Below are 15033 nucleotides of genomic sequence, written 5' to 3' on the forward strand. Positions count from 1 at the left end.
AATAACGCGGGGCGCCGCCAGAGGTTCGACAGAAATGCGATAAAGTCAGGAGAGGTCGCCGGGCTCCTCGCCGACAAGACGCAGCACGCGGACATCCTCGGAACCGCCATCCCAGCCGGCGGGGAGCTGCTTGCTGGATTTGGCGCCCAATTCGCGCAGCATTTCCACCTGTCGCACGACGCTGCCCTTGCCAGACAATTGCCCCTTGGCATCAGCAAAGCTCTGCTGGGCGCGGTCGATATGGGTGCCCATCTTGTCCATGGTGGCCAGGAACCCCACGACCTTGTCGTAAAGGCTGCCGGCGCGGGAGGCGATTTCCTCGGCATTCTGGTGGCGCTTTTCGATGTCCCATACATTGCGCACGGTGCGCAACACGGTCATCAGCGTCGTGGGCGTGGTCAGCATGACGCCCCGGCTCATGCCGAATTCCACCAATTGCGGATCGGCCTGCATGGCCGTGGCCAAAGCGGATTCGATGGGCACGAACATCATCACGAAGTCCATCTTGGACTGCGCGTGGCGCTGATAGGTCTTCTCGCCCAGAGTGCGGATATGGGTGCGGATCGAGGTGATATGGGCCTGCAAGTGCTGCTGGCGGGTTTCGTCCTCGCTTGATGTATAGGCCTCGAAGGCGGTCAGCGAGACCTTGGAATCGATGACCAGCCGATCATTATTGGGCATCAGCACTTCGACATCGGTGCGGACGCGCGAGCCGTCTTCGGCGGTGTGGCTCTGCTGGGTGACGAATTGCTCGCCTTCGCGCAAGCCGGAGCGTTCGAGAATCGTCGAGAGGATCATCTCGCCCCAGGCGCCCTGCGACTGCGCATTGCCCTTGAGGGCGCGGGTGAGATTGTTGGCCTCGGTGGTGATCTGGATATTGCTTTCGTAGAGCTGGCGGATCTGCTCGCCCATGGCGGAGCGATCCTTGATCATATTGCTCTGGAACTCGACGATCTTGTCATTGAGCGGCTTGAGCAGCACATCGACCTGCTCGCGGTTCTGCTTGGAAAAGGTCTCGCTATGGGTCTTGAGCACGTCGCCGGCGATGGACTTGAACTCGTCGGTCATCTGTTGACGGGCTTCGAGAAAGCGCGCGAGATTGGCTTCGGCTTGCTTGGCCTGCTCGGCCATGCGGGCACGCAGGGCGGACACTTCGGTCAATAATTCGGCAGTTTTCTCGCGTTCCCTATCGAGCAGGTCGACGCCTCGCTCGCGCTCGACGCGCACCTGATGGTCGAGCGCCTGGATGCGGGCATCGCGATCGGCCAGCTGGTCGAGAAAGCTTGTGCGCAACTGCTCGGCGAGTTGACCGGCGGCTTCGGACGCGCGCTGCGCACTGGCCCGCATGACGGCAACCAGCACCACCACGAGCAGCAACGCCAGCACAATGACCGCGCCGATGGCGGCCTGCGCCTGGGTCACGGGAAAATCGCCGACAAGAAAAAGCACATTATCCATGCCCCTCTTGTACCGCGATTCGCGCGTTCGCGGAATGTTCCAGCTCAGGAGGGGTCCCGGGGGAATTGACCGGCGCCCGGCAGGGCGGTCAGCCAATGCTCGCGGCGGATGATCCAACCTTCGCGGGAGGGCACAAACGGGCTGGGCACGGCGTCGAGGGAGCCCAGCACGATTTCGGCACGGTCGTCGGACAGATGAAAGACCGGCGCACCGCACTGGGGGCAAAAGCTGCGGCCTTCATAGGTGGCATAGGCGCCGGTAGTGGAAAATCGCTGCCGCGGCCAATCGGCATAGGCCAGAAACGAGCTGCCAGTTTCGCGCCGGCAATCGGCGCAGTGGCAGAGCCCGACCACATCGGGTTCGCCTTCGAGCTGATAGCGAACGGCCCCGCAGCGGCAGCCGCCGGCATAAATCGGGTTCATCGGCGCTCTCCTGTAACTGCATCGGCAACGGGCTTGGCGCAGTGCGGTTCCGCTCCGGAGTTGACCCAGGGGCGGAAAATACCATATCGAAAGGCAAATCCTGTTTCGCTGGACATTCACCCATGGCTATCCGCCCCATTCTTGTCATTCCCGATGCGCGCCTGCGCGCCGTTGCCGACCCCATCATCGAGGTCGATGACGAGATCAAGACGCTGGCCAAGGACATGCTCGACACCATGTATGACGCGCCGGGCATTGGCTTGGCTGCACCCCAGATCGGGGTGATGAAGCGCATCGTGGTGATCGATCTGGCCCCTGAAGGGGAGGCTCCTGATCCGATGGTGCTGATCAATCCCGAAATCACCAAGTTTGGCGAGGAAATGCAGGTGACCGAGGAAGGGTGCCTCAGCATTCCCGAGCTGTTCTACGAGGTGGAGCGGCCCAATGCGGTGACGGTGAAATATACCGATCTGGATGGCAAGGAAGTCACCAAGGATGCCGAGGGCAAGCTTGCAGTGTGCATCCAGCATGAACTCGATCACCTCGATGGCGTGCTCTATATCGATTATCTGAGCCGGCTGAAGCGCGATCGGGTGATCAAGAAGTTCGACAAGGCTGCCAAGCGGATGGCTGGGTAGGTCTTCTGCCCCATCAGTCGTCAACCCTCGCCCCTTGAGGGAGAGGGTGGATGGCGCGCAGCGCCAGACGGGTGAGGGGTTCTTTCTGACGTCTCTGCCCTGCCCTAGCGTCGCTGACCCCTCATCCGCCCCTACGGGGCACCTTCTCCCTCAAGGGGAGAAGGAAGAAAGCGAGTGACTATGCGCGTCGTATTCATGGGTACGCCCGAATTTTCCGTGCCCACGCTGACCGAAATCGTCTCGTCGGGCCATGAAGTAGTGGCGGTCTATACGCGGGCACCCAAGCCGGCGGGACGCGGGCAGGCTGAGCGCAAGTCGCCTGTGCATGAGGCAGCCGAAGGGTTCGGCATTCCGGTGTTTACGCCGAAGTCCCTCAAGGGGCTGGACGAGCAGGGCGTGTTTGCGCTGCATGATGCCGATGTTGCCATTGTCGTGGCCTATGGGCTGCTGCTGCCCAAGGCGATCCTTGAGGCGCCGCGCATGGGGTGTCTTAACCTACATGGTTCGCTCTTGCCGCGCTGGCGGGGCGCAGCGCCGATCCAGCGGGCGGTGATGGCGGGCGACGCGCAAACCGGCATCATGGTGATGCAGATGGACGAAGGGCTCGATACCGGCGCAGTCGCTCTGGGCGAGGTCATTGCCATTGGGCCGGACATGACTGCGGGCGAATTGCATGACCAGATGATGCGGGTGGGCGCGGACCTGATGGGCCGCGCGTTGGCGGCGCTGGAGCGGGGGAGCCTGGACTTCAAGCCGCAGCCTGAGGATGGCGTGACCTACGCCAAAAAGATCGAAAAGGCCGAAAGCCGGATCGACTGGTCGTGGCCGGCGGATGAGGTGCACAACCATATTCGTGGGCTCTCGCCGTTTCCGGGGGCCTGGTTCGAGGTGGAATTGGGCGGCAAGCCGGTGCGGGTCAAGGTGTTGCGCTCGAGCCTGGCGGAGGGCTCCGGCGCGCCGGGGACGGTGCTGGGGGATTTGACCATTGCCTGTGGCAATGGCGCGGTGCGGCTGGTGCAGGTGCAGCGCGAGGGTAAGTCGGCCATGGATACGGCGACGTTCCTGCGCGGCATTGGGACCATGCCGGGGATCGTCCAGTAGCCATGCCGCGCTACAAGCTCACCGTGGAATATGACGGCACCCCCTTCTCCGGCTGGCAGCGGCAGACGAGCCGACCGAGCGTGCAGCAGGCGCTGGAAGAAGCGATCGAGCGGTTTTCTGGCGAGGCCGTGACGACGCAAGCGGCGGGGCGGACCGATGCGGGCGTGCACGGGCTGGGCCAGGTGGTGCATTTTGACCTCAGCAAAGATTGGGACCCGTTCCGCATTCGCGAGGCGCTGAACTATCATTTGCGGCCCGATCCGGTGGCGATCATCGAGGCCGAGGCAGTTGGGGATGAGTTCGAGGCGCGGTTTTCGGCCAAGGCGCGGCATTACGAATATCGGATACTGAACCGGCGGGCGCCGCCGGTGATCGAGCGCAATCATGTGTGGCATTTGCCCATGCCGCTCGATGCCGACGCGATGGACTATGCCGCCGGGATGATCCTGGGGACGCATGATTTCACCACGTTCCGTTCGGCGGAATGCCAGGCCAAGTCACCGCTGCGCACGCTCGACGCCTTTGCGGTGCGGCGGGAGGCGGAGCATATCGTGATCACGGCCAGCGCGCGAAGCTTCCTGCACCATCAGGTGCGCTCCATGGTGGGCTCGCTCAAGCTCGTGGGCGAGGGCAAATGGAAGCCGCGCGATTTACGAGCAGCGCTGGATGCGCGGGATCGCCAGCGCTGTGGCGCCATGGCGCCGTCGGGTGGGCTCTATCTGACGCGGGTGGATTATTAGACCGCTGGGGCCGGCGGGACGAAGAGGATCGCCACGACGGCAAGCGCCAGAAACACGCCGACGGCTTGCGAAACGAACAGGATGCCGATCTGCAATGGCGTCAGGGTGACGATGAAGCGGCCGATATTGATGAAGGTCGCCAGCGCCAGGATGACCACCAGGGCCAGAATGACGACGCCCAAGGGGCCGAGCAGGGTGGAGAGCAGCAGCAGGACCGCCGAGGCCAGGGTGACCCAGTTGGACGCCACCAGATAAGGCACGAAGCCATCCTGCCGGCCCATCTGGCGCAAAGCGAGGAAGCCGGTGGCGGCTTGGGCTGCAAAAAGCACGGCATTGACCACGATGGATTGGGTGGCAGCGCCCGCGGGCAGTGGCACACCGATCAGCACCGGGCCGAAGCCAGCCAGGGCGATGGCAATGGTGGTGGCGATGAGGCTGCCGATCAGGCCGCGCTGGCTGAAATCAAACCAGGTGGGGGCCTGCCGATCGCCGGTCAGCAGGGCAAAACAGCCACGCGCCGCGTTCTTGAGTTCTTCGAGAAAGGTCGAGGTCGATTGGGCCAAAAGCTGTCTCGGATGCTAGATGGGAGGAGTGGCAGGGTTGGACAGCATGTAAAGCGTCACCGGCATGGCGACAAGCAGCAGGACGGTCAAAACTGCAAAGGCCAGGCTTATGCCTATGCTCCAGGGGGTCGCGACACGGGCCAGGCGATAGAGCAGATAGCCCAAAACGACCCAGAGCAGCACGAGGACTGGGCCGCCGATCAGCGAGAGAATCGCCCCTACGATCAGGTAGAACACCAGCACGTAAGTGCCCGGCACCATCAGATCGAGCATGGGCTGAGGGGATTTGAGCATCGCCTTGGTGCCCTGGATGGCGAGGGCCAGCGCGACCAGCGACAGGCCCTGCACGATGAGCGCACTGGCAATGCCCGTCAGGCCCGGCATGCCGATATTCATCGAGGCAAAGGCCACGGCGAGGAAGGCAAAGAAGAAATAGATCAGGATGGCCGTGACCAGCCCGGGGGCGGTGAAGGCGAAATGGCTGCGCCAATCGGCCTCTCCGCGGGTGATCTTGACCCAGCCGGCAAAAGCATTGGCGAGAGCGGCCCAGAGCTTCATGCGGCGGGCCCCGCGAAAAAGCGCGTCATGAAAGCGCGGTAGATTTCGGTAAGGCCCGTGAGGTCATCCAGAGCAATATGCTCGTCGGCCTTGTGCATGGATGGGCCGACCAGGCCACATTCGACCACGGGGCCATATTGCGCGATGAAACGGGCATCCGACGTGCCGCCGCCGGTCGAGAGTTCGGGGCGGCGGCCGGTGATCGACTCGATGGTCGCTGAAAGGGTTTCGACATCCGCGCTGAGCGGGGAGAGGAAGGAGCGGGAGGGCGTGCCCGAGACCTCAAAGCCAATCCTAGTGCCATTGGCGTCGACGCTGGCGATGCGGTCGCGCACCCATTCGGCCAGGGTCTGGGGTGTCCACAGATCGTTGTAGCGGATGTTGAAGCGGACGGTGCCGCGCGCCGGGATGACGTTCGAAATGGGATTGCCGACATCAATCGTGGTGACTTCGAGATTGGTCGCGGGGAAATGTTCGCTGCCCTGATCGATCTGCGTGTCGCTGAGTGCGATGACGATGCGGGCCAAAGTGGGCAGCGGGTTGTTGGCCTTGTGCGGATAGGCCACGTGCCCCTGCGCGCCTTCGACGGTGATGAGGCCCGAGAAGGAGCCGCGCCGGCCGATCTTGATACTGTCGCCGAGCAAGGTGGCCGAGCTGGGTTCGCCCACAATGGCGAAATCGAAGCTATGCCCCTGGTCCTTGGCCCAGGCCATGAGCTTGTCGGTGCCGTTGATGGCGTCGGCTTCCTCGTCATTGGTGATGGCGAGCATAATCGTGCCCACGTCGGCGGGAATGGATGCTGCGGCAGCGATGAAGGCGGAGATGCCCGATTTCATATCGGCGGCGCCACGGCCATAGAGCTTGCCATCGGCCTCGCGTGGGGTGAACGGGTCGGCGGTCCAATCTGCGAGTTCGCCGGGCGGCACCACATCGGTATGGCCGGCAAAGAGCAGGCTTCGGCCGCCATTGCCGCGGATGGCGAAGAGATTGTCGACGGGATAGGAGCCGTCGCCCTCAAAGCGCAGGTGGGCGGTGGTGAAGCCCAGGCTGCTGAGGGCCGTGTCGAGCACGTCCAATACGCCGGCGGGTTCGGGCGTCACCGAAGGGCAGGCGATCAGGGCTTTGAGAAGCTGGACGGGATCGTCCGCAGCAATGTCAGTCACGAGACAATCCCGTCTGTTGATGATCAGGCCGTAGCCGGATTGGCCACCGGGTCGGCGCCATATTCGTTGCTGCCGATAGTGCCGCGCAGGAAGCCCAGTTGCACCAGCATGTAAAGGGCATAGACGCCGATTGCCAGCAGCAGGATGGAGAACCAACCGGCGGGCGCAGGAACCATGACGCCATTGCCGATATCGCTGGCGGTGATACCGATGCCCAGGGTTTGCAGCACCGAGCTCAGCAACGAGAGGCCGAGCAGGATTTTGAGATCGAGGCCATTATTGCCGCGATCCTGCCGGCGCTTGAGCGACAGGCAATAGCTCGGATAGAGCAGCAACAAAGTGACCAGCAGCGAGCCCCAGCCGGCGCTGCTTGCGCTGGGCCCGAGGCCAATTGCACCCAGCAGCAGCGTCAACACGATGCCGGCAACGCCCAATATGATCACGCCGATCCACCAAGTCTTGCGCGACACGCGGCCCGCCGTGGTGGTGTAGAGTGCCTGGAAATCCATGATGTCCCCCTCAGAATCATCGGTCCGGGCGGAAATGCCCGGCCGGGGGAGTTTAATTCAGAGAGGGACGTGATTCCTAGTCGCGCAGCAATTCGTTGATGCCCGTCTTGGACCGCGTCTGGGCGTCGACGGTTTTGACGATGACGGCGCAGTAGAGCGAGGGGCCCGGATTGCCGTTGGGGAGGGGCTTGCCTGGTAGGCTGCCCGAGACCACGACCGAATAGGGCGGCACTTTGCCGATGTGGATTTCGCCGGTGGCGCGGTCGACGATCTTGGTGGAGGCGCCGATGAAGACGCCCATGGAGATCACCGCGCCCTCGCCCACGACGACGCCCTCAACGACTTCGGAGCGGGCGCCGATGAAGCAATTGTCTTCGATAATGACGGGACCGGCCTGGAGCGGCTCGAGCACGCCGCCAATGCCGACGCCACCCGAAATGTGGACATTCTTGCCGATCTGCGCGCAGGAACCGACGGTGACCCAGGTATCGACCATGGTGTTTTCATCGACGAACGCACCGAGGTTAACGAAGCTGGGCATCAGGATGACGCCCTTGCCGATATGGGCGGAGTGGCGGACGATCGCGCCCGGCACGGCGCGGAAGCCGGCTTCGCGGAAGTGGTTTTCGCCCCAGCCTTCGAATTTGGTGGGCACCTTGTCCCAATAGGACGAGCCGCCAGGGGCGCCTTCGATGAGCTTGTTGTCATTGAGGCGGAAGGAGAGCAGCACGGCCTTTTTGAGCCATTGATTGACCTGCCACTTGCCGTCGATCTTTTCAGCGACGCGGGCCTGGCCGCTATCCAGCAGGGCCAGGGCGGTCTCGACGGCCTCGCGGACTTCGCCTTTGGTGGCAAGGTTGATCTCTGCGCGGGCCTCGAAGGCGGCGTCGATTGTGGCGGCGAGATCGGCGTGGGACATCAGTTCATCATCCTGGTGGGCGTTTGGGCGGACCATAGCGGGGAGCGGGATGGTGTCAATCTCGGAGCGCTGGTTAGGCCCTTTTCCCGCCGCAAAGGGACGGCTAAACAATTGTGGCAGAACTACTTGCCCGAGGGAGCATGGCGTGAACAAACAAGCAGTGATTATTGGCGTGGCGACGGCTTTTGGACTGCTTGGGACCCAGGCGCAGGCCGCCCGCATCCATGCAGAGACGGCGCCAGCGCTGAGCGAGACCGATACCTATGCGCTCGAAACGGCGGCAGCGGCTTGCAAGGATGAAGATTTTAACGCGCTGATGGGGGCCATGGCGATTTCCGAGGCGGTGCGCCTCAAATATAGCGCGCCTGAGATCACCGTGGTGAAGGACGGGACGACAAGCACTGTAGCGAGCGGGGACTATGCCGATTTTCCGATCGGCATGATGGACTATTATTATGTCAGCCGCGCCTCAATGCAGGCCTGGGACAGCAATCCGGATGCCGAGCTGGAATATCTGGATATGGAATTCAACCAGAGCCAGTACAATCAATGGGCCGTGGAGTGGCAGCATGTCCGCTTCGACGGCAATTCGGAGGGCGGAGACGATCAGGGAGAGATCGTGGAACGGTTCGGCGAGCCGGCTGTGCTCAGCTTTGAGCCGTTTGATGGGTGCTGGCGGTTGGTCGAGGATTTTCGCGGGCAGGGTTGAGGCCCGGCGAGTCTACTGCGGGATTGGAGTACCCCCACCTAGCCTCCCCCTGTCAGGGGGAGGCTCTCTCTAAAGAGACGCTATTTCAGCTCGTTCTTGGGATAGACGCCAAGCACGCGGAAATAGTCGGTGAAGAAGCCCAGTTCCTCGAAGGCATGCTGCACGCCAATATCGGAAGGGTGGCCCTCGATATCCGCGTAGAATTGAGTGGCGGTGAAGGCGCCGCCGACCATGTAGCTTTCGAGCTTGGTCATGTTGATGGAATTCGTGGCAAAGCCGCCCATGGCCTTGTAGAGCGCCGCGGGCACGTTGCGGACGCGGAAGACGAAGGTGGTCTTGACGTCGCCGGGAGCCGCCTCTTTTTGCTCGCGCGAGAGCACGAGGAAGCGGGTCGTGTTGTGCTCGGCATCTTCGATATTGGAGGCCAGCACGTTGAGGCCATAAATCTCGCCAGCAAAGCGGGAGGCGATGGCGGCGACGGATTTGTCGGCCTTCTCGGCGACTTCGCGGGCCGAGCCGGCTGTGTCCACGGCGTTGATGGTACGGAAGCCATGATCAGAAATGAATTTGCGGCATTGGCCGAGCGCGACCGACAGCGACTGTACCGCTTTAATATCGTCCAGCGTGGCGCCGGGCACGGCGAGCAGGTTCATCTCGACGCGCAGATAGGTCTCGCCGATGATGAAAAGACCGCTCTCAGGCAGCAGATGGTGGATATCGGTGATGCGGCCATAGAGCGAGTTTTCCACCGGCACGACGGCAAAGTCGGCCTTGCCGTTCTGCACGGCGGCAATGGTTTCCTCGAAGGTCACGCAGCCGATCACCTCGTCATGGGGGAAGACATTGGCGGCGGCGGCGTGGCTGAAGGCGCCCGGCTCACCCTGGAAGGCGATCTTTTTCGTCATGACACTGTCCGTAGGTCTATCGGCTGATGGCTTTTGAACCCGGGCGGATCGGGTGTCAATTCGGCCATGGGCGGGGCGGCACACGCCAAGAGGGTGGAGGAATTGTCGCAACCGGGCTTTGCCCTGTTGCACCTCACGCCTTTTTGCGACTATCTTCCGCGCGCGTCGGGCCCCTCCGTTGAGGCGATTTCCTTGTGGGACAATCGAAAGTTGGGTGGCACGGCTGACGTCCGCAGGGGATGGACCGGCAGGAAGACCAAATGAATTCGTTCGAGCTTAACAAGATCATGGGCGCCGTTCTGGGCACCCTGTTGTTTGTCATGGGTGTCGGTCTCGTTGCCGAAGCCATCTATCACCCTATCGAAGATCGCGGCCCGGGCTATGCCCTGCCCGAACCCGAGCCGACCACGGCTGTGGCCGAAGCCGGCCCGGCCGAGCCGGAAGTACCCTTGGGGACGCTGTTGGCCAGCGCCAGTGCCGAGCGCGGCGCGGCGGCGGCGCGGAAATGCCAGTCCTGCCACAATTTCGGTGAGGGTGATCCCAACAAGACCGGTCCCCACCTTTATGACGTGGTGGGTCGCCCTGAAGGCAGCGTGCCCGACTTCGCCTATTCGGACGGGATGAAGGCGCATCATGACGCCGGCGACACCTGGACCTATGAAAATCTCAACCACTTCCTGACCAGCCCGAAGGACTATGTCCCCGGCACGAAGATGAACTTTGCCGGCGTGCGTACCCCCGAGGAACGCGCCGACATCCTGGCCTATCTGCAGACGCTGTCGGCCAATCCGGTGCCGTTCCCGGCGGCGGAAGAAGCAGCGCCGGCTGCTGAGGAAGCAGCCCCTGCGGCTGAGCCTGCTCCGGCTGCCGAACCCGCCCCTGCAGCAGAGCCCGCTCCGGCTGCCGAGCCTGCTCCGGCGGCTGAACCTGCTCCTGCGGCGCCTGAGGCCGGCGCAGCAACGGAAACGCCCGAGACCACCCAGCCGGAAACGCCGGTGGAAGGCACGCCGACCACCACTGCGCCACCGCCTGCCACGACGGCTCCGGCTCCCACGACCCCACCGGCGCCAGCTACGCCCTAAACGGCCATTTGCAGGCCAATCGATCGGGCCGCGCCAGATTCTGGCGCGGCTTTTTTCATGTCAAAGCCGGGAGGCCAAAATGCTGCTATTGCACCTTTCCGATGTCGACGAGGCGAGCTGGGCGGAAAAGCTGCGCGCGGCACTGGCGCCCTATCCCGTGGTGCGGCAAAGCGATGCCTTCGACCCCAAGGACATCCGCTATATCTTTGTGTGGAAGCCCAAGCCGGGGGCGTTTGACGGACTGACCAATCTCAAGGCCATTTTGTCGCTGGGCGCGGGCGTGGATGCACTGCTCAAGCATCCCAGGCTGCCAGATGTGCCGGTGGTGCGGTTTGTCGATGAGGACCTGAGCCAGCGCATGAGCGATTATGTGGTGGCCCATGTCACCATGCATCAACGGCTCTATAGTCGTTTTCGCGCGGCGCAACTGGCACGGCGCTGGGACCAGCTCTATCCGCCAGCTGCCTCGCAGACTGCCGTGGGCATAATGGGCATGGGCGTATTGGGGCAGGATGCAGTCAAAAGGCTCAAGCCGCAGGGCTTTACCCTGCGCAGCTGGAGCCGCACGCCCAAGGCCATCGAAGGTGTGGAGGGATTTGCCGGGACCGAGCAGTTCGATGCGTTCCTGGCGGGCACCGATATCCTAGTCAACCTGCTGCCGCTGACGCCCGAAACCACGGGCATTCTCAACTATGAGACCTTTGCCAAGCTGCGGCGTGGCGGACTCCATGGGGGGCCGGTGATCATTAACGCGGCGCGAGGCGGGCATCAGCGCGAGGCCGATATCGTGCGGGCGCTGGGCGATGGCACTTTGGGCGCGGCCAGCCTTGATGTGTTCGAGACCGAGCCGCTGCCGCAGGAAAACCCGCTCTGGGCAATCGAGAATTGCTACATTACTCCACATATTGCGGCTATTTCCAGCGAAACGGCCGGGGTGGCCTATTATGCCGGCATCATTGCCGCGCATGAGGCGGGCAAGCCATTGATCAATGTAGTGGATCGGACGCGCGGCTACTGACGCGATTGTTATCCACTGGATGGCCCGCGGCGGGTGGATTTGTTAAGCGCAACACGGTCTGTTGTCGTTCCGACATCGCACACAGCCAGGGGGCCGGATGAGCGACGCCACGCCGCAGCCGCAGAAGATCAAGTTCTATGACCGCCTGAAACTGGCGACCAAGCACCGGCTGGCCGAGCCGATACTGGGGCTGCTGTGCTTTCTTGAAGCCAGTATCTTGCCGATCTTTCCCGAGATCATGCTGGCCCCAATGATCATCGCCGACCGCAAGCGGGCGTGGCGGCTGGCGACGATCTGTACGGTGACCTCGGTGCTGGGCGGGTTGGCCGGCTATGCGGTAGGCTATTTCCTGTTCGATACGGTGGGGCGCGCCATTATCGCCTTTTATGGCGCCGGAGACGGCTTTGCCTCGCTGATGCAGAGCTTTAACGACAATGGCCCGCTGATGATCCTGATCGGCGCGATCTCGCCCATCCCCTACAAGGTGGTGACCATCACCAGCGGCGTGGCGGGGCTGGATCTGTGGACCTTCATTTTCTACGGGCTGGTCGGACGCGCCACGCGCTATTTCGTGCCCTGCGGGCTGTTCTACTTCTTTGGACCAGCTGCCAACCATTTCATCGAAAAGCACAAGGCGATTGCCGGCTGGGCCCTGGTGGCGCTGACCATTATCGGCTTTGCCGCGGCGCCACTGCTATTTCCGAAATCTGGCGTGGCCGAGGTGGAAAGCGTGGTGGAAGCAATCGATCATACGCTGGGGGATCTGACGCCGGAGGGCTAACGGATCCTATCGCTTGAGCTGCAGGCGCCAGTATTGGCCATTCAGGTCGGCGCCAAAGGAATGATGCGGCTCTTCGCGTTCGAGAATGAAGCCGGCCGCCTGGTAGATCTTGCGCGCGGCGGCGAGGCAGTCCTGGGTCCAGAGCAGGATGCTGGAATAGCCCGAGGCGCGGGAGAAGCGGATGGCTTCCTCGACGAGGCGCTTGCCGATGCCGTGGCCGCGGAAGGCGGGTTCGACATAAAGCATGCGCAACTGGGCGACCGCCGGATCAGCGGCTGAGGGCACGATAAAGAGCGAGCCGGCCACCTGCCCCGCCATTTCGGCGACCCAGAGCGATTTGGGTGGCGTGGCGGGTGCGGCTTCGTACTCGGCATAGATGCGGGCGATCAGGGTCTCGAACTCGCCATTCCAGCCTTGCTCGAGGTGATAGAGCAGGCCTTGGCGGTGGATCAGCCAACCCAGTTCCCCAACGCGGTGAGGGCGCAGGATGAGCGTCTCGGCAGGGTCGGGCTCAGCCAGGATAGTGTGGATGCGACGCATTGAATCCACCAAGTCGCGGCGGAGAAAATTGTCCAGCGGAGCGAGCAGTTCGGCGGCGGCGCCGTCACTCCATTCGTTGAGCTGACGATAGATGCGATCGCCATCGGCGGTCAGCGCCAGCGTGCTGGACCGGCGGTCATCGCTATGTGGCACCATGGCGAGCAGACCCTGATCGATCAGCCGCCAGACCAGCCGGCTCATCTGCCCGCGATCCATTCCCAGATCCGCAGCAAGGCCGGCGGACGTGGTTGATACCCGCTTGCCGATTTCATGGATCAGCCGTGCCTCGGCCAAGGGATGAGGGCTCTTGTGCATGCCCTCATTCAGCAGGCCGATAACGCCCGTATAGAAGCGATTAAACGCTCGGATGGTCGCGATCTGTTGGCTTTGGTCCGGCTGCTCAGCCATAGATTTGCTCCATGTCGATGAATGACATGGTCAAATAGTTCGTTGTCAAAGTCAACTAGTTTGCGGGATAGCGCTGCTTGAGCACACCATAGACGGCGCGGATGCCATGGTCGGTGCCGCCTTGGGGACGACCGGGGCGGACTTCGGGGGCCCAGGCCATGATATCGAGATGCACCCAGGCCTTGGCCTTGCTGACGAAGCGCCGCATGAACAGGGCGGCGGTGATAGAGCCGGCAAAGCCGCCGCTGCCGGCATTGTTCACATCGGCGATCTTGGACGACATCATGCCGTCATAGGGGGACCAGAGCGGCATCTGCCAGAACGGATCATCGGCGAGCAGGCCCGCGGCCATCAGGTCGCGCGCCAAGGCGTCATCGGTGGAATAGAGCGCGGGCAGATCAGGGCCGAGCGCCACGCGGGCAGCGCCGGTCAGGGTGGCCATATCGATGAGGAGGTCCGGGCTTTCCTCGTCAGCCAGGGCCAGCGCATCGGCCAGGATCAGGCGCCCTTCGGCATCGGTATTGCCGATTTCGACGGTGAGACCCTTGCGGGAGGTGAGCACATCACCGGGGCGGAAGGCATTGCCGGCAATGGCATTCTCGACAATGGGAATGAGCACGCGTAGGCGCACCGCAAGGCCAGCCGAGACGATGGTATGGGCTAGGCCCAGTACATTAGCAGCGCCGCCCATGTCTTTTTTCATCAGCAGCATGCCGCTGGCGGATTTGATGTCGAGCCCACCCGTATCGAAAGTGACGCCCTTGCCTACCAGGGTTACCTTGGGATCGGTGTCGCGGCCCCAACTCAGATCGAGCAGGCGGGGTGCCTGGGGCGCGGCGCGACCCACGGCGTGGATCATCGGGAAATTAGCGGCGAGCAGGTCATCGCCGACAACGGACGAAACGCTCATGCCGCGGGTGATGGCGAAGTCGCGGATGGCGGCTTCGAAGGCCTCGGGACCAAGATCGTTGGCGGGCGTATTGACCAGATCGCGGGCGAGCGTGGCGGCCTCGACGAGACGGTCGATCTCAGCCGTGTCGGCGCCATCAGGCGGGGTGAGATGCGGGGCGGGTTCGGCCTTGCGGTACCGGGCGAAGCGATAGGCGCCGAGACGAAAGCCGACTACGGCCAGGACCGGGTCGCCAAAGGCGCCTTCGAGTTGATAGTCGCCGGCCGGCAGCGTTGCGCCGGCCAGGCCCATGACCAGCGCAGAGCGGCTGGCGGGCTCGCCAATGCCGAACAGATAGCCAGTCACCGCGCCATCGTCGCCTGGCAGCGCCAGCAGGCGCCCGCGCTGGCCGGAAAAGCCGTTGGCCATTGCCCAGGCAGTCCGTGCCGGCGGGAGGTCCGCCGCAGCGAGTTGCCCCTCTTCAATGACGATGATGGGCAGGGATTGGGCGTGCGACATGGCGGGCTCCGGCAGGGATTTTCCGGTGCATTTGTAGCGGGCGGGCATGGCGGCCACAACGGCGGAAATGCCGCTTTAACGGGCTGTTAGGGTTAATGATTTATTGATTGA

The 15033-nt window shown here is 63.0% G+C and carries 17 protein-coding genes; 7 read left to right on the forward strand and 10 right to left on the reverse strand.

Annotation, left to right across the window (positions count from 1 at the left end; all coding sequences use genetic code 11):
• Positions 1 to 45 precede the first annotated feature (45 nt).
• Positions 46 to 1458, reverse strand: coding sequence for a DNA recombination protein RmuC (locus tag N8A98_RS06030; RefSeq protein ID WP_262169943.1), 1413 nt, complete (start codon positions 1456 to 1458; stop codon positions 46 to 48).
• Between the two features lie 44 nt (positions 1459 to 1502).
• Positions 1503 to 1880, reverse strand: a complete 378-nt coding sequence (locus tag N8A98_RS06035) for a GFA family protein (protein WP_262169944.1) — start codon at positions 1878 to 1880, stop codon at positions 1503 to 1505.
• Positions 1881 to 2002: 122 nt separating this feature from the next.
• Between N8A98_RS06035 and def the strand changes: the two genes are divergently transcribed.
• The 3 genes from def to truA all read left to right on the forward strand — a co-directional run bounded on the left by def (position 2003) and on the right by truA (position 4359).
• On the forward strand, positions 2003 to 2518 hold the full coding sequence (def, locus tag N8A98_RS06040; protein WP_262169946.1) for a peptide deformylase: 516 nt from the start codon (positions 2003 to 2005) through the stop codon (positions 2516 to 2518).
• 180 nt (positions 2519 to 2698) lie between these two features.
• The gene (fmt, locus tag N8A98_RS06045; protein ID WP_262171899.1) at positions 2699 to 3619 is read left to right on the forward strand and encodes a methionyl-tRNA formyltransferase; all 921 of its coding nucleotides are present in this window, start codon (positions 2699 to 2701) and stop codon (positions 3617 to 3619) included.
• 2 nt (positions 3620 to 3621) lie between these two features.
• The gene (gene truA, locus N8A98_RS06050; protein WP_262169947.1) at positions 3622 to 4359 is read left to right on the forward strand and encodes a tRNA pseudouridine(38-40) synthase TruA; all 738 of its coding nucleotides are present in this window, start codon (positions 3622 to 3624) and stop codon (positions 4357 to 4359) included.
• Here truA and N8A98_RS06055 read toward each other — a convergent pair.
• The 5 genes from N8A98_RS06055 to dapD all read right to left on the reverse strand — a co-directional run bounded on the left by N8A98_RS06055 (position 4356) and on the right by dapD (position 8071).
• Positions 4356 to 4922: a hypothetical protein gene (locus N8A98_RS06055; RefSeq protein ID WP_262169949.1), complete on the reverse strand. Its 567-nt coding sequence runs from the start codon at positions 4920 to 4922 to the stop codon at positions 4356 to 4358. The genes truA and N8A98_RS06055 overlap by 4 nt on opposite strands.
• Positions 4923 to 4937: 15 nt before the next feature.
• The gene (locus tag N8A98_RS06060) at positions 4938 to 5480 is read right to left on the reverse strand and encodes a hypothetical protein (protein WP_262169950.1); all 543 of its coding nucleotides are present in this window, start codon (positions 5478 to 5480) and stop codon (positions 4938 to 4940) included.
• Entirely contained in the window at positions 5477 to 6643 is a 1167-nt protein-coding gene (dapE, locus tag N8A98_RS06065; RefSeq protein WP_262169952.1) for a succinyl-diaminopimelate desuccinylase, read from the reverse strand. Before dapE ends, N8A98_RS06060 begins: the two co-directional genes overlap by 4 nt.
• 23 nt (positions 6644 to 6666) lie before the next feature.
• Positions 6667 to 7152 carry a DUF805 domain-containing protein gene (locus tag N8A98_RS06070; RefSeq protein WP_262169953.1) on the reverse strand — a complete coding sequence of 162 codons (486 nt, stop codon included), beginning with the start codon at positions 7150 to 7152 and terminating at the stop codon, positions 6667 to 6669.
• A 76-nt stretch (positions 7153 to 7228) separates the two neighbouring features.
• Positions 7229 to 8071 carry a 2,3,4,5-tetrahydropyridine-2,6-dicarboxylate N-succinyltransferase gene (dapD, locus tag N8A98_RS06075; RefSeq protein ID WP_262169955.1) on the reverse strand — a complete coding sequence of 281 codons (843 nt, stop codon included), beginning with the start codon at positions 8069 to 8071 and terminating at the stop codon, positions 7229 to 7231.
• A gap of 145 nt (positions 8072 to 8216) precedes the next feature.
• Here dapD and N8A98_RS06080 point away from each other — a divergent pair, with 145 nt between their 5' ends.
• A complete protein-coding gene (locus N8A98_RS06080) occupies positions 8217 to 8780 on the forward strand; it encodes a hypothetical protein (RefSeq protein ID WP_262169956.1) in 564 nt (187 codons plus the stop codon).
• Positions 8781 to 8860: 80 nt separating this feature from the next.
• On the opposite strand, the gene N8A98_RS06085 is transcribed toward N8A98_RS06080, so the two are convergent.
• A complete protein-coding gene (locus N8A98_RS06085; RefSeq protein WP_262169958.1) occupies positions 8861 to 9685 on the reverse strand; it encodes a prephenate dehydratase in 825 nt (274 codons plus the stop codon).
• A 260-nt stretch (positions 9686 to 9945) separates the two neighbouring features.
• Between N8A98_RS06085 and N8A98_RS06090 the strand changes: the two genes are divergently transcribed.
• The 3 genes from N8A98_RS06090 to N8A98_RS06100 all read left to right on the forward strand — a co-directional run bounded on the left by N8A98_RS06090 (position 9946) and on the right by N8A98_RS06100 (position 12566).
• A complete protein-coding gene (locus N8A98_RS06090; RefSeq protein ID WP_262169959.1) occupies positions 9946 to 10767 on the forward strand; it encodes a c-type cytochrome in 822 nt (273 codons plus the stop codon).
• 79 nt (positions 10768 to 10846) lie between these two features.
• Entirely contained in the window at positions 10847 to 11785 is a 939-nt protein-coding gene (locus N8A98_RS06095) for a 2-hydroxyacid dehydrogenase (protein ID WP_262169961.1), read from the forward strand.
• A 97-nt stretch (positions 11786 to 11882) separates the two neighbouring features.
• Entirely contained in the window at positions 11883 to 12566 is a 684-nt protein-coding gene (locus tag N8A98_RS06100; RefSeq protein WP_262169962.1) for a YqaA family protein, read from the forward strand.
• A gap of 6 nt (positions 12567 to 12572) precedes the next feature.
• On the opposite strand, the gene N8A98_RS06105 is transcribed toward N8A98_RS06100, so the two are convergent.
• The gene (locus tag N8A98_RS06105; protein ID WP_262169964.1) at positions 12573 to 13514 is read right to left on the reverse strand and encodes a bifunctional helix-turn-helix transcriptional regulator/GNAT family N-acetyltransferase; all 942 of its coding nucleotides are present in this window, start codon (positions 13512 to 13514) and stop codon (positions 12573 to 12575) included.
• Positions 13515 to 13569: 55 nt separating this feature from the next.
• The gene (locus N8A98_RS06110) at positions 13570 to 14922 is read right to left on the reverse strand and encodes a leucyl aminopeptidase family protein (protein ID WP_262169965.1); all 1353 of its coding nucleotides are present in this window, start codon (positions 14920 to 14922) and stop codon (positions 13570 to 13572) included.
• Between the last annotated feature and the right edge of the window lie 111 nt (positions 14923 to 15033).

The organism is Devosia neptuniae, from assembly GCF_025452235.1.
GTDB lineage: Bacteria > Pseudomonadota > Alphaproteobacteria > Rhizobiales > Devosiaceae > Devosia.